Origin of the sequence: Nostoc sp. JL33 (assembly GCF_017114985.1) — a bacterium.
Lineage (GTDB): Bacteria > Cyanobacteriota > Cyanobacteriia > Cyanobacteriales > Nostocaceae > Nostoc.
Genome location: NZ_JABXKP010000052.1, coordinates 78,195 through 91,201 on the forward strand (window position 1 = coordinate 78,195; position 13,007 = coordinate 91,201).

General features: G+C 43.6%; 13 protein-coding genes. 8 read left to right on the forward strand and 5 right to left on the reverse strand.

Translation table 11 applies throughout. The features are described from left to right. Positions 1-90: 90 nt before the first annotated feature. The gene (locus tag HWQ23_RS14045; protein ID WP_292829220.1) at positions 91-369 is read right to left on the reverse strand and encodes a hypothetical protein; all 279 of its coding nucleotides are present in this window, start codon (positions 367-369) and stop codon (positions 91-93) included. Positions 370-374: 5 nt separating this feature from the next. Further along, the gene (locus HWQ23_RS14050) at positions 375-509 is read right to left on the reverse strand and encodes a hypothetical protein (RefSeq protein ID WP_292829222.1); all 135 of its coding nucleotides are present in this window, start codon (positions 507-509) and stop codon (positions 375-377) included. A gap of 271 nt (positions 510-780) precedes the next feature. Between HWQ23_RS14050 and HWQ23_RS14055 the strand changes: the two genes are divergently transcribed. Beyond that, positions 781-1,482, forward strand: a complete 702-nt coding sequence (locus HWQ23_RS14055) for a Uma2 family endonuclease (protein WP_292829224.1) — start codon at positions 781-783, stop codon at positions 1,480-1,482. Between the two features lie 17 nt (positions 1,483-1,499). Here HWQ23_RS14055 and HWQ23_RS14060 read toward each other — a convergent pair whose 3' ends face one another. From HWQ23_RS14060 to HWQ23_RS14070, 3 genes are all read right to left on the reverse strand, one after another. Then, entirely contained in the window at positions 1,500-2,630 is a 1,131-nt protein-coding gene (locus HWQ23_RS14060; RefSeq protein WP_292829226.1) for a CO2 hydration protein, read from the reverse strand. A 108-nt stretch (positions 2,631-2,738) separates the two neighbouring features. Further along, positions 2,739-4,241 carry an NADH-quinone oxidoreductase subunit M gene (locus HWQ23_RS14065; RefSeq protein ID WP_292829228.1) on the reverse strand — a complete coding sequence of 501 codons (1,503 nt, stop codon included), beginning with the start codon at positions 4,239-4,241 and terminating at the stop codon, positions 2,739-2,741. 68 nt (positions 4,242-4,309) lie between these two features. Continuing rightward, complete coding sequence (locus HWQ23_RS14070) at positions 4,310-6,166, reverse strand: NAD(P)H-quinone oxidoreductase subunit F (protein WP_292829230.1); 1,857 nt, start codon at positions 6,164-6,166, stop codon at positions 4,310-4,312. 658 nt (positions 6,167-6,824) lie between these two features. Here HWQ23_RS14070 and HWQ23_RS14075 point away from each other — a divergent pair. From HWQ23_RS14075 to HWQ23_RS14110, 7 genes are all read left to right on the forward strand, one after another. Further along, positions 6,825-7,133: a carbon dioxide-concentrating mechanism protein CcmK gene (locus HWQ23_RS14075; protein ID WP_190891121.1), complete on the forward strand. Its 309-nt coding sequence runs from the start codon at positions 6,825-6,827 to the stop codon at positions 7,131-7,133. A 90-nt stretch (positions 7,134-7,223) separates the two neighbouring features. Beyond that, positions 7,224-7,568 carry a carbon dioxide-concentrating mechanism protein CcmK gene (locus HWQ23_RS14080; RefSeq protein WP_039748664.1) on the forward strand — a complete coding sequence of 115 codons (345 nt, stop codon included), beginning with the start codon at positions 7,224-7,226 and terminating at the stop codon, positions 7,566-7,568. Between the two features lie 6 nt (positions 7,569-7,574). Continuing rightward, positions 7,575-7,877 (forward strand): EutN/CcmL family microcompartment protein, encoded by a 303-nt coding sequence (locus tag HWQ23_RS14085; RefSeq protein ID WP_292829239.1) that lies wholly within the window; start codon positions 7,575-7,577, stop codon positions 7,875-7,877. Between the two features lie 102 nt (positions 7,878-7,979). Further along, positions 7,980-9,977 carry a ribulose bisphosphate carboxylase small subunit gene (locus tag HWQ23_RS14090; protein WP_365741410.1) on the forward strand — a complete coding sequence of 666 codons (1,998 nt, stop codon included), beginning with the start codon at positions 7,980-7,982 and terminating at the stop codon, positions 9,975-9,977. Between the two features lie 197 nt (positions 9,978-10,174). Further along, on the forward strand, positions 10,175-10,933 hold the full coding sequence (locus HWQ23_RS14100; RefSeq protein WP_292829241.1) for an LbetaH domain-containing protein: 759 nt from the start codon (positions 10,175-10,177) through the stop codon (positions 10,931-10,933). Positions 10,934-10,989: 56 nt separating this feature from the next. Beyond that, positions 10,990-11,778, forward strand: coding sequence for a BMC domain-containing protein (locus tag HWQ23_RS14105; RefSeq protein WP_292829243.1), 789 nt, complete (start codon positions 10,990-10,992; stop codon positions 11,776-11,778). 247 nt (positions 11,779-12,025) lie between these two features. Then, the gene (locus HWQ23_RS14110; RefSeq protein ID WP_292829245.1) at positions 12,026-12,967 is read left to right on the forward strand and encodes a LysR family transcriptional regulator; all 942 of its coding nucleotides are present in this window, start codon (positions 12,026-12,028) and stop codon (positions 12,965-12,967) included. The last annotated feature ends 40 nt before the right edge of the window (positions 12,968-13,007 follow it).

Here is a 13,007-nt window from a genome sequence, read left to right on the forward strand (position 1 = left end):
AAAAAGCTGGACACGGATATTTTATATGACTTAACTGTGTTTCACAAATCATACATTTTTGCAGAATACACAATGAAAGTTTAGCTAAATCTAGGGGGTTTTGGTAGATGAGGGACTAGGAGACTGTGACGGTTGATTGGAAGATGGAGATGGGTGGAAAACAGGAATCCAGCCAACTATGCCTGAGAGTAAGGTTCCAATAGCGGCGATCGCAGCTATGACCACTCCCCAAAACTGGATGTTTCGCTCCCAAGTTGGGTTAGTGGTAGGTGGTATAATTACTGAAGGCTGCGAGTTTTCCCCGGTCAACCCCAATAAATCGAGCCATTCTCGCATTGATTGCGATCGCTGCTTAGGATCTAGCTTCATACCTGTTAAAATTGCGCGGTTTGTGCGATCGCTAATCTCAGGGTTGATTCCCTTTCAATAGTATATTTGCCACCTTGCAATTGATCACCTGCTGCCCAAGCCATCTTTGCAACTCCCAAAATACATAGATTGATTGTCACACAATAGAGCCTTCAGAACTTGAGCCTAGTCTTGTGAAAACACTGCGTAGGCATCGCTAAACTAACTTAAAATCTCAAATAGAAGCGGCTCAATAGCAACCATGAAATGATGACTCAAATTTTAACTGAACTGATCCGCGAGGACAGAGAACGCTGACCTACAGAAAAACTGCGATGTTTCATAATAAGCTGCTTCTCTATGAGACGCACTCGCGTTTGCGTCTATGCTTGCTAAACTAAAAAACAACCCTTACTCCTGCAAAGGTGTCTTATGACCTCTGCAATTAACGCACCAAGCGCCCTCACGCCGTTCCCAGACCATACACAGCTTCCTGAGTCTGATGGTACATTCGTGAAAAACTTTCAGGAACATCCCCAAAGCATTCTCCTAACGGACTCGATTAAACCGATATTGCAAAAACGTCATCCTGATGGGCAATACTGTATTGGTCAAGATAGCGGTATCTACTGGCGCATCACTGACCCCCCAGAAAAAGGCGCAGAAGCACCAGACTGGTTCTATGTAGGAAATGTACCACCTACTCTGGATGGACAAACGCGCAGGTCTTATGTACTCTGGCGAGAGTTTATTGCCCCATTGATTGCATTGGAATTTGTTTCTGGCGATGGTAGTGAAGAAAGAGATAAAACTCCTTGGAAGGGGAAATTTTGGGTTTATGAGCAGGTGATTCGTCCTCCCTTCTACGGCATTTATGAAGTGAATAAAGCCAGCGTAGAAGTTTATGAATTAATTGGTGGACAATATCAGTTATTAACAGCAAATGAACGTGGACATTATCCTATACATCCTTTAGGAGTTGAGTTAGGAATTTGGCAGGGACAATATTACAATATGGAATTACCTTGGCTACGCTGGTGGGATTTGCAAGGTAATTTGTTGTTGACTGGTGAGGAAAGAGCCGATCGCTTGACTGCTCAATTGCGATCGCTCGGCGTTGAACCAGATGCATAACATTGACCAAAAGTCAACTATTTATTCACATCTAGCAACCGCGAAGTTTGTAACCGACTCATCCACTTCTCTAAATAAACTCGATTACCTATTTCCTCACTTGGATCTTTAGTATCCAAAGGATAAGGCATCAGTCCCAAAATCGTTGCTGTTGTCACGCAAAACATCGATTTTTGGAAACTTATACAAATTTGGACTCGCAAATCATCTTCACCCCGAAGACTGCGACGATAAATTTCGTGCAAATACTCTGGAAGATAATGACGCATATCTTGCATCAACAAGGTGGGAGGAATACCCGCGCCGCCGATAGGCAAAGGATCGGCATATAGTGCGCCATATTGAAATCGAGTTTGATCTGGGGGAATTTGATATCCTTGGGCGTTGTATGAAACTGTACCGTGGAAAGGAGTTCCTCGGAAGAATACTGCCTCTACATAAGGTATTGCTGTATCTGCTAAGAAGGTCAAACCAACGCTTTTAGGAATGATTTCATAGACTTCACCCCGAATTTTGACGGCGTAGGTAATTGGGTTTGATGCATTTGCGACTAACCCCGCTTTAATGTGGTCTACAACTTCGGGAATCGATTTAATCTCGCCTTGGTCGTAGCGGTCTGATAAGTTGAGGAACATATCAGCCATTACTCGCCAGAATTGACCTAAACCGGTGTAGTAAGCAGAGACGCGCAAGTGTTCTGTTAAAAAGTCTGGAAACAGCCGATTAAGACCAAGAATTAAGGGATTATTTTTAAATTTTGCGGCGATAACAGCTTCCGCTTTTTCTTGAAATTCATTTGTATCTAAATATGTATCTAGTCCACCGCCACCGTGCCACATCATGCCTTTCATGCAATACTCGGCATATTCAAAATTAATTCGGTCATGCCACCAGTGACGGAGTAATTTCTGAAAAGAAACCTCTCCATTAAAGTATTTAAAAAATGGGAAAAATATTAAAAACTGATGCTCGGCAATATAGTTAAGATTTTTTGAGTAGGCATCTAAAACTACACCATAGCTTTTAAGAATGCCAACTACTTCCAGCACATTTTCTGGACTATCGGGGAGTAATGCCTCTCCTTTTTGCAGACGTTCAATATACTCAGCTAAGGGATTGTGAGTAGCTTTCTTTTTAATAGTTACCATTGCAATCTCTCCAAAAGGCATTAGTCATTAGTCATTAGTCATTAGTCATTAGTCATTACTTATTAGTCATTGGGCATTGGGCAGGTTATTCTCCTTGTCCCCTTGTCCCTAATCCCTAGCCTTGATTGCTTTATCCAAGGAAACTGCTACTACGTTTTGGGTATTTACCATTGCTGTAATTGTTGGTTCAGTCCAACGCACTAACCAACCAGGTTGAATCCCGAAAATCACAATCAGCACAGCTAAAATTGCAGCTGGGGCGCGATCGCTCCAATACACACGCGGTAAGTTGATAACTTCTGTAGACAAGCGTCCAAAAAAGGCGCGGTTGACGAGAATTAAGAAGTAAACTGCTGTTAAACCAGTACCAATCATGCATAGTAAGGTTTGCACTGGAAAAACTGGAAAACTCCCCCGATAAACGACGAATTCGGAAATAAACCCGATCATTCCCGGTATACCAGCGCTGGCCATGACTCCGACAATCATCAAGCTACCAATTACTGGCATACCCCGTTCTGGGTTCAGCAATCCTTGGATGACTTCTAAATCTCGGCTTCCGGCTTTTTTATACACAACTCCCACGAGCAAAAATAGCATTGCGGAAATCAAGCCGTGGCTGATCATTTGCATCACAGCGCCCAACACACTTAAAGGTGTGGCCGCCGCCGCCGCTAAAAGCACGTAACCCATGTGTCCAATGGAACTGTACGCCACCATTTTTTTCATATCGGTTTGAGCGATCGCGCAGGATGCACCATACAATACACTCACTACTGCCCAAGTCGCTAACCAAGGAGCCAGATAATTCCAAGCTTCTGGTAACAAGTTCATCCCAAATCGCAGTAAGCCGTAAGTTCCCAACTTCAACAGCACCCCAGCTAACAGTACTGAAATTGGTGTGGAAGCTTCAACGTGAGCATCTGGCAACCAAGTATGGAAGGGAACTAAGGGAATTTTAATCCCAAAACCTACCAAAATTCCCGCTAGCAGTAAAAGCTGTGTCGCTAGAGGTAAAGTTGTCGTGTTCAAGGTGAAGAGTGCAAAGCTAGAGGAACCACTCAGCCAAACCATGCCGAGGAAACTTGCTAAAATCAGGATTCCCGAAACGGCTGTATAAATCAGAAATTTTGTTGCAGCATAACCCCGCTTCGCGCCACCCCAAATAGCTATCAACAAATACAACGGAATTAGTTCCAATTCGTAAAACAGGAAAAATAGCAGTAAATCCTGTGCCAGAAAGGCTCCAGTCACCCCAGCGCTTAATAATAGTATCAAAGAGTAATAAAATTTCGGACGCTGTAGGGATTCATCGCTGCTGTAGATGGCAATGGAAGTTAACAATCCATTTAAAACTAGCAACGGCAAAGATAAACCATCTATCCCAAGGTTATAGTTCAAGCCTAAAACATCTACCCAAGGGAGAGACTCGGCAAACTGTTGAGTGATTTCCCCTGGATGGAACTGAATTGCTAGTAGGATTGTCCACAAGAAAGCGATACTGGCAAAGACCAAAGCCACCCCACGGGCGAATTTCCCACTGATGCCAGAGGGCGAGAAACCAATTAAAGCTGCGCCGATTAACGGCACTAGAATTAAAACACTAAGCATAGACTTCAGATAAAGGAGCAGGGGAAGTAGGGGAGCAGGGGAAAATAATAACTCCTAACTCAGCACTCTTAAAAAGGCAATTTATTTAGTAAACCCAATGACCAGCTGATGAAAAAACCCAGGACGCTGACAACTGCTAGGATGGTCAACATATAGCCCTGAGATTGCCCAGAAATGCTGTACTTTAAAGTTTGTCCGCCGAGAATTGTGGCAAACCCAACCAAGTTTACTAAACCGTCAACCAAGTAGCGATCGCTCCAAGCTGAAATTCTAGATAGCAGTGCTACTGCACCCACTACGGTTACACGATAAACTCGGTCAATATAAAAATCATAACCTAACAAGTCTTGCATAAATCTCCACGCCAAGATTCTCGATCTTGACCAAGCTTTGTGCAGATGAACTGTAGATCCTACACCTACTCCCACGACGGTAGAAGCAAACAAAGCTAACGCCACATACCAATTAATACTTTCCCAATCGGGTAGTAAGTACCATTGCTGTAACATCAGAGGTAAAAGCAGAGTCAGCACTGTGAGAATCACCATTGGCAACGCCATCTGCCAACCTACTTCTGGCGTGCGACGGGTCTTTTGTTGCGGTTTACCCCAGAAGACTAATCTGAAGACTCTGGTCAAATTCAATGCTGTCAAGCCATTGACCAATAATAAAACCCCAATCACCCAAGGGCTAATATTCACAAAACCGTCAGCCCATGCTAGCATTGCCCAGAAGCTTCCCAAGGGTAGCAGTGTTACCATCCCTGCTGCACCGACAACAAAAGCTGTGGTGGTGGCTGGCATCCGTGACCACAAACCGCCCATTTCCGTTAAGTCTTGGCTTTGGGTAGTTAAGATTACTGAACCAGAACTCATGAATAATAATGCTTTGGCGATCGCATGAGTTAACAGCAACATCAAGGCCACGCCCCCTTGCTGCAACCCCACCGCTAAAAAGACTAAGCCCATGTATGCACTGGTAGAATGAGATAGCGATCGCTTAATGTCTATTTGAGCTAAGGATACTAATGTAGCCCCAATTGCCGTTACCGTGCCCATGACTACCAAGGTATTCAAAGCAATTGGCGACAGTGCTAATAATGGTTGCAGTTTATACAGTAAATAAGCACCACCAGCTACTACCAGCGAGTTTCGCATTACCGAAGCCGGGTTGGGCCCTTCCATTGCCTCATCTAGCCACAGGTGCAGTGGAAATTGGGCGCATTTACCAGCAGGCCCAGCAATTAACGCCAACCCCAGCAATGTTGAGGTCGTTGGGCTTAAATCCGCTGTTTGCGCCCACTCATATAAATCCGAAAAGTTCAAACTCCCGGCTAAGGTGGAAAGTGTCACCACAGCCATCAGCAGCAACAAGTCTCCCACCCGTTTTGTCCAAAACGCATCCCGCGCCGCCGTCACTACTAGCGGTTGAGCATACCAGAACCCCACCAGCAAATAAGTCGAAAGCGTCAGGACTTCCAAAAGGGCATAGCTGAGAAACAAAGAATCACTGATCGCTAGACCACTCAGCGCCGATTCAAAAAATCCCAGCAGTGCAAAAAAACGCGCCAACGACCAGTCCTTTTCCATGTAACCCAGAGCGTAAACTTGTGCCAGTAGGCTTAACCCTGTAATTAAAACTGTTGCCCCAATGCTGACTGCTGAGAGTTCCAACGTAAAAGATAAGTCTAAATCCGCAGCTTTGAACCAAGTAACCAGTAATTTTTCTGGTTCTCTATCCCAAATATTTTTAAATACAAATAGGCTATGGGCAAAAGCTAAAACGGTCGTCAACAAGTTTATGTATGCCGCAGGTCTTGGCCCTGTTCGTTGAATTATTCCGATTCCCCACGGCAAGGTCAAAATTGCGCCCAATAAGCTATAAAAAGGCACAAACCAACTTGTTGAAAATAGAAATTGATCCATTTAAATTTCCCTTGGCGACTCAGCGTTTATTTAAAAAAACTTTAAAACGATTATTTATTTTATAAAATTAATTTACCAAAACTCCGATGTTTTTTTGCTATTATTTCAATTAAATTCCCGAAAGTATTTTTACTTAACCTTACCCGATTAAACATAAGTAAAATATAACTTTACATAAGCAAAACCATTTACTTGCCTTAACATCACCGACCGTTTTACATTTGTATTTCTACTTTGAGCAAAGTACTTTATACGATATATTTGAAAAAATTATATATTTTTCACCTAGTCCTTGTACATAGAGCAAAATTTCAGGAAACATAGAGACAGCAAAACATACAGCCTTTGCTTGTCCCTCCCCAGATGGGATTAGCCTTAGTTATGAATGTCGTTTTGTAAATGTGATAAAGAAATTATAAAGCATAACTGCCTGCTCTAGGAATCAGTGGACTTTAAATTGCCCAGAAGGACAGATAAATTTTTGTTAAGTTTTTTAAAACTTTCTTATCATAAACTATTATAGTATTTTATATTGCCAGGGACGCCAAGCTTTCCTATGCTTAATTTGGAAGTGTTTTCTTAGCTCTAAGATAAAGCCCTCCCCGTCAAAAATTTCAAACAACAGTACTGATTAGATTCATTTTGTAGGAGTTCTGCGATGCCAATTGCAGTTGGTATGATTGAAACGAAGGGCTTTCCAGCAGTAGTAGAAGCTGCTGATGCGATGGTGAAAGCCGCCCGTGTCACTTTAGTAGGATATGAGAAAATTGGTAGCGCTCGTGTCACCGTGATAGTTAGGGGAGATGTATCGGAAGTGCAAGCTTCTGTAGCAGCTGGGGTTGAAGCGGCAAAAAGAGTCAATGGTGGTGAAGTGTTATCCACTCACATCATTGCTCGTCCTCACGAAAACCTGGAATACGTCTTGCCGATACGTTACACAGAAGCTGTGGAACAGTTCCGTACTTAAAAGCTGTTTAAAGAAAGTAATTAACGCTCTTTGCCTGATTGAGCATCACTTTTGTCCAAGACTAAAACTTTGAAATAGGGATTAAAACTAATGTCAATTGCAGTGGGAATGGTTGAAACTCTAGGCTTTCCAGCAGTCGTGGAAGCTGCTGATGCAATGGTGAAAGCTGCCCGCGTCACTTTAGTAGGCTATGAAAAAATCGGTAGTGGTCGAGTTACAGTGATTGTCCGGGGCGACGTTTCGGAAGTGCAAGCTTCTGTGGGCGCAGGAGTTGAATCTGTAAAGCGAGTCAACGGCGGACAAGTGTTATCTACTCACATTATTGCTCGTCCTCATGAGAACTTAGAATACGTGCTGCCAATTCGTTATACCGAAGACGTAGAGCAGTTCCGCGAAAATGTGAATGCAATTCGTCCTTTCGGTAGAAGACCGTAATTTGTAATGCAAGTCGCCAAAGTTCGTGGCACAGTAGTTAGCACACAAAAAGACCCAAGTCTTAGAGGTGTCAAACTACTGTTATTACAATTAGTGGATGAAGATGGAAACATCCTGCCAAAATATGAGGTAGCAGCAGATACTGTGGGAGCAGGAGTAGATGAGTGGGTACTTGTCAGTCGTGGCAGTGCCGCTCGTCAAATTCTGGGAAATGAGCAGCGTCCATTAGATGCAGCAGTAGTGGCGATCATAGATACCATTCACGTTGCAGATCGCGTCATTTACAGCAAAAAAGATCAATATCGATAGTCAACAGTTAGAGAAGCGAGGAGTTATGAGTCAGGAGTGAAGAGTTAAAACTCATAACTCATAATTCCTAACTCCTAACTTAATATCAGGAGGAATCTTGCGATGGCAGTCCGCAACACGGCGGCACCCCCAACCCCGTGGTCAAGGAATTTAGCTGAACCGAAAATGCATGAAACTGCCTTTGTACATTCATTTTCCAATGTGATTGGGGATGTACGAATCGGTGCAAATGTAATCGTTGCTCCGGGGACTACGATTAGAGCGGATGAAGGCACACCTTTTTATATTGGTGAAAACACCAATATTCAAGATGGTGTTGTGATTCATGGGCTGGAGGAAGGTCGAGTAATTGGCGATGACCAAAATAAATACTCGGTGTGGGTTGGCAAAAATACTTGCATTACCCATATGGCTTTAATTCACGGGCCAGCTTATGTAGGGGATAATTCCTTCATTGGCTTTCGGTCTACGGTGTTTAATGCCAGGGTAGGCGCAGGTTGCATCGTGATGATGCACGTTTTAATTCAAGATGTAGAGATTCCCGCAGGTAAGTATGTACCTTCGGGAGCGATAATTATTAACCAGCAGCAAGCTGACCGCTTGCCAGATGTGCAAGATCAGGATAAAGAATTCGCTCATCATGTGGTTGGAATTAATCAGGCACTGCGAGCTGGTTATCTGTGTGCTGCGGATAGCAAATGTATAGCACCCATTCGGGATGAAATTGCTAAATCTTATACAGGTAATGGTATTACTGTTTTAGAGTTGGAAAGGAGTAGTGAAGTGTCGAGCAATAGTTTGGGTGCAGAAACAATAGAGCAGTTGCGCTATCTATTAGAGCAAGGGTATAAGATTGGTACAGAACACGTAGACCAAAGACGGTTCCGCACGGGTTCTTGGACTAGTTGCCAGCCAATTGAACCGAGATCCATAGGTGAAGCGATCGCAGCATTAGAAAGCTGTGTAAGAGAGCATAGCGGCGAGTATGTCCGGCTATTTGGCATTGACAAAGGTAGACGGCGCGTATTAGAAACCATCATCCAACGTCCAGATGGTGATGTGAAACCAGCTACCAGCTTTAAGGCACCTGCTAGTCGTGGTAATGGCAGTTATAGCAGCAGTAATGGTAATGGTAACGGTTCTAGCAGTGGCAAAGTTAATGATGAAACTGTAGAACAAATCCGCCAACTTTTGGCAAGTGGTTATAAAATTGGCATGGAACACGTAGATGAGCGTCGCTTCCGAACTGGTTCCTGGACTAGTTGCAAGCCAATTGAAGCAACTTCCATAAATCAAGTAATCTCCGGCTTAGAAGAATGTATTGAAAGTCATCAAGGCGAGTATGTGCGTTTAATCGGCATTGATACCAAAGCTAAACGGCGGGTATTGGAGACGATTATTCAACGTCCAAATGGTCAAGTAGCCTCCTCTAGTGGTCAGAAATCATTTACTAGCAGTGCAGCACCCTATGCTACAGCAACAGCTAGCAGTACTCGGTTGAGTAGTGAAGTAGTAGAACAGGTGCGGCAATTATTGAGTAGTGGATATAAAATTAGCATTGAACACGTAGATGAACGGCGGTTCCGTACAGGTTCCTGGACTAGTACCGGTCAAATTCAAGCCTCCTCAGAAAGAGAAGCGATCGCAGCCATAGAAGGGCATCTTGGCGAATATCCAGGGGAATATGTCCGCTTAATTGGTATTGACTCCAAAGCGAAGCGTCGGGTATTAGAGACGATTATCCAACGTCCAAATGATCAAGTAAGCTCCTCTAGTGGTCAGAAATCATTTACTAGCAGTGCACCCTCTGCTACTGCTACAGCAACAGCTACCAGTACCCGCTTGAGTGCTGAAGTAGTAGACCAACTCCGGCAATTATTGGCTGGCGGCTCTAAAATTAGCATTGAACACGTAGACCAGCGACGGTTCCGTACAGGTTCCTGGACTAGTAGCGGTCAAATTCAAGCCTCCTCAGAAAGAGAAGCGATCGCAGCCGTAGAAGGGCACCTCGGCGAATATCAAGGGGAATATGTGCGCCTAATTGGTATTGACCCCAAAGCCAAGCGTCGGGTATTGGAAACAATTATTCAACGACCTTAAGGAGCTAAGAGTTAAAAGTTAGGAGTAGAGACGCGATTAATCGCGTCTGTACAGGAGTTGAAAAAGATTGTTAATTGATAACTCTAAACTTAAAATTTATAACTCCTGAGTTTTAACTAACTCCTCACTTCTAACTCCTAACTCCTCACTTCTAACTCCTAACTCTCTATTCTCCGGCTTCCGAGGTTAAAATTTCCATGTCTGTGCCGCTACTGCGCCTCAGCAATAACTTTGATACTTACATTAGTGGTGAGGTGACTATTCATCCAAGCGCGGTACTTGCACCTGGGGTGATCCTCCAAGCGGCTGTAAACAGCAAAATCATCATTGGGCCAGGGGTCTGTATTGGTATGGGAGCAATTCTCCAAGTCCATGAAGGAACCCTAGAGGTAGAAGCAGGCGCAAACCTGGGAGCCGGTTTTTTGATGGTTGGTAAGGGCAATATTGGAGCAAATGCTTGCATTGGTTCGGCGACAACAGTTTTTAACTATTCGGTTGAACCTGGACAAGTAGTTCCACCTGGATCGATTTTAGGAGACAATAGTCGGCAGATTGCCCAAACAAAGCAGGCGGAACCATCTACAAGTAACCCAGCTTCTACAAATGCACCACCGCAAAAGGAAGAGGAAAATGGCTTAGGTGGAGTTAAGGAAAAGGTAATTTCCTCAACTTCGGCTTTTGTGGATTTCAAACAAAACAAGTCAATTTCTTACTTTAAATCTCCCACTACTCCAGAAAGACAGTCTCCTCCCGTGGAGGAACCGACTAATCATGCTGACTCCACCTTGGGAGAAGTCGCCCAAGAGTCTACAGAACATAACTTAGGGGCAATTCAGCCAGCCGCAGAATCCCCTAACGGTTTTGGGACTCAAATTTATGGACAAGGGAGCATAAACAGACTGTTGAGCACATTGTTTCCTCATAGACAATCCTTGAGCGACCCAAATGACGATTAGCCCAAGTAAGTGTTAATTGTAAGTTGTCGGCTTTTTCCGTATCTTGGAGAATTCACATGGAAACCTACAATCAACGGTCTATTCGTACCATACAGGGAGCGAGTAGTCAAGAAACCTTTCAGGATACTGCTTTGGGTTTAGTTTCTACCCGCAGCTTTCCAGCGATCGTTGGTACGGCGGATATGATGCTGAAATCGGCAGGAGTTCACCTAGTTGGGTATGAAAAAACTGGTAGCGGTCATTGTACTGCGATCGTCCGGGGTGGAATTGCTGACGTGCGTCTGGCGGTAGAATCAGGTGTGCAAACGGCTGAACAGTTTGGCCAGTTGGTTTCTAGTTTGGTGATTCCCCGACCTTATCCCAACCTAGATATAGTGCTTCCGATCACAACTCGTTTCACTAAATTGATGGAGGAGGGCAATTACAGCCGTCTGAGTAATCAAGCAATTGGTTTGGTAGAAACGCGAGGATTTCCAGCGATGGTAGGAGCATGTGATGCCATGCTGAAAGCTGCTGATGTTCATTTGGCAGCTTATGAAAAAATTGGTGCGGGTTTGTGTACAGCGATTATTCGCGGTTCCGTAGCAAATGTGGCGGTAGCAGTGGAAGCGGGAATGTTTGAGGCAGAACGCATTGGGGAATTGAATGCAGTGATGGTAATTCCTCGACCTCTGGACGAAATGGAGCTAACGTTGCCATTAGCAAGTTGCTGGATAGAAGAACGCGAACCGTTAAACTTGCCAGTAAATATTAAAGAACAAGTTGCAGAAATCGAAGTACTAAGATTACCCGATTTAACCAAGCTACCTACAAAAGTTAAAGAAGAATTATGGAATGATGAATGATGAATGATCAATTTTGGAAAATCCTCATTCAGCATTCATCGGGAGATGGAAGGCATCTTACGCTTTTGTTATTGTTCTGATAATAGCTTCTTAAATGCATAAGTAAAATACCTTTATCCTAATAGAGATAATAGAGTTTTATCTATAATAAAACTCGTAACTTTCTGTGAGCATTGTTATATCATTTGCCAGTGTTCAGCAATACTAGTTTTATATCTATCAATCGCTATTTAGAGGAGAATCACCCTTGAACCAAGCGACGCTGCACCAGTTAAAGGTGTTCGAGGCGGCGGCACGGCATAGTAGCTTTACTCGTGCTGCTGAGGAATTGTTTCTCACCCAACCTACAGTTTCTATGCAGATCAAGCAACTAACCAAATCGGTAGGGTTGCCATTATTTGAGCAAGTGGGAAAGCGGTTGTATCTGACGGAAGCTGGACGGGAATTATTTGCCACTTGTCGGCAGATTTTTGACAATATAGCCCAGTATGAAATGAAGGTGGCAGATTTAAAAGGGCTAAAACAGGGACAATTACGCTTGGCAGTGATTACAACAGCAAAATACTTTATTCCACGTTTGTTAGGGCCGTTTTGCGAACTTTATCCAGGGATTGATATCTCGCTGCAAGTAACAAATCACGAACAAATTTTGGAACGGATGAGTCAGAATCTGGATGACTTATATATTATGAGTCAAATTCCAGACAATATAGATGTGACTTGTGAACCATTTTTAGAAAACCCTTTGATAGTTTTTGCACCGAATAATCATCCGTTGTCCAAAGAAAAAAATATTCCTATACAACGCCTGTCTAACGAACCTTTTATTATGCGGGAACCCGGTTCAGGAACTCGCCGCGCCGTCCAAAGGCTATTTGAAGAACAAGGGGTGACGGTAAAAGTCAAGCTAGAATTGGGAAGTAACGAAGCAATTAAACAAGCGATCGCAGGTGGTTTAGGTATTTCTGTTTTATCTCGTCATACCTTACTATCAGACACTTCAGAGTTTAGCATTTTAGATGTACAACACTTTCCTATTCAGCGACATTGGTACATGGTTTACCCAGCTGGCAAGCAGCTATCTATCGTCGCTCGTGCCTATTATGAGTATCTACTAGCTGCGGCAAAGAATTTTGTTGAGCAAAATACTGATACTACTTCTAGTACGCTTGAACCAACTCACAAGTAAGATAATTCCTAATTCGTAATTAAGAATTCCCTAAAGGGGT

Bases quoted from the DNA above. Each gene is read 5' to 3' on its own strand.
- HWQ23_RS14070 (WP_292829230.1), bottom strand. From the start codon at position 6,166: ATGGATCAATTTCTATTTTCAACAAGTTGGTTTGTGCCTTTTTATAGC.
- HWQ23_RS14100 (WP_292829241.1), top strand. From the start codon at position 10,175: ATGTCTGTGCCGCTACTGCGCCTCAGCAATAACTTTGATACTTACATT.
- HWQ23_RS14105 (WP_292829243.1), top strand. From the start codon at position 10,990: ATGGAAACCTACAATCAACGGTCTATTCGTACCATACAGGGAGCGAGT.
- HWQ23_RS14055 (WP_292829224.1), top strand. From the start codon at position 781: ATGACCTCTGCAATTAACGCACCAAGCGCCCTCACGCCGTTCCCAGAC.
- HWQ23_RS14045 (WP_292829220.1), bottom strand. From the start codon at position 369: ATGAAGCTAGATCCTAAGCAGCGATCGCAATCAATGCGAGAATGGCTC.
- HWQ23_RS14075 (WP_190891121.1), top strand. From the start codon at position 6,825: ATGCCAATTGCAGTTGGTATGATTGAAACGAAGGGCTTTCCAGCAGTA.
- HWQ23_RS14060 (WP_292829226.1), bottom strand. From the start codon at position 2,630: ATGGTAACTATTAAAAAGAAAGCTACTCACAATCCCTTAGCTGAGTAT.
- HWQ23_RS14065 (WP_292829228.1), bottom strand. From the start codon at position 4,241: ATGCTTAGTGTTTTAATTCTAGTGCCGTTAATCGGCGCAGCTTTAATT.
- HWQ23_RS14085 (WP_292829239.1), top strand. From the start codon at position 7,575: ATGCAAGTCGCCAAAGTTCGTGGCACAGTAGTTAGCACACAAAAAGAC.
- HWQ23_RS14080 (WP_039748664.1), top strand. From the start codon at position 7,224: ATGTCAATTGCAGTGGGAATGGTTGAAACTCTAGGCTTTCCAGCAGTC.
- HWQ23_RS14090 (WP_365741410.1), top strand. From the start codon at position 7,980: ATGGCAGTCCGCAACACGGCGGCACCCCCAACCCCGTGGTCAAGGAAT.